This is a genomic window from Bradyrhizobium uaiense (assembly GCF_010811875.1).
Lineage (GTDB): Bacteria > Pseudomonadota > Alphaproteobacteria > Rhizobiales > Xanthobacteraceae > Bradyrhizobium > Bradyrhizobium uaiense.
Window position 1 is genome coordinate 1 of record NZ_VKHP01000771.1, and the last position, 249, is coordinate 249.

General features: G+C 61.0%; 1 protein-coding gene. It reads left to right on the forward strand.

The features are described from left to right. Nucleotides 1-156: 156 nt before the first annotated feature. On the forward strand, nucleotides 157-249 hold a 93-nt coding region (locus FNJ47_RS47400; protein WP_163163672.1), incomplete at its 3' end, for an EVE domain-containing protein.

Sequence of the window (249 nt, forward strand, 5' to 3'; positions counted from 1 at the left end):
CAATCTACAGGCAGCCGGATGCCCGCGACAAGCGCGGGCATCCCTCCCTGATCGCAACGCTCACTGCTTCAGATATCGATCGAAGAATTTGGCGATGTCGGTGAACGCCTCTTTCGTCTCGGGCGCAATCGACGTTCAGGAACGGGGTGAGTCGCGATGAATTACTGGCTGGTGAAATCCGAACCGTCGGTCTGGTCGTGGGACCAGCAGGTCGCCAAGGGCGCGAAGGGCGAAGCCTGGACCGGCGTG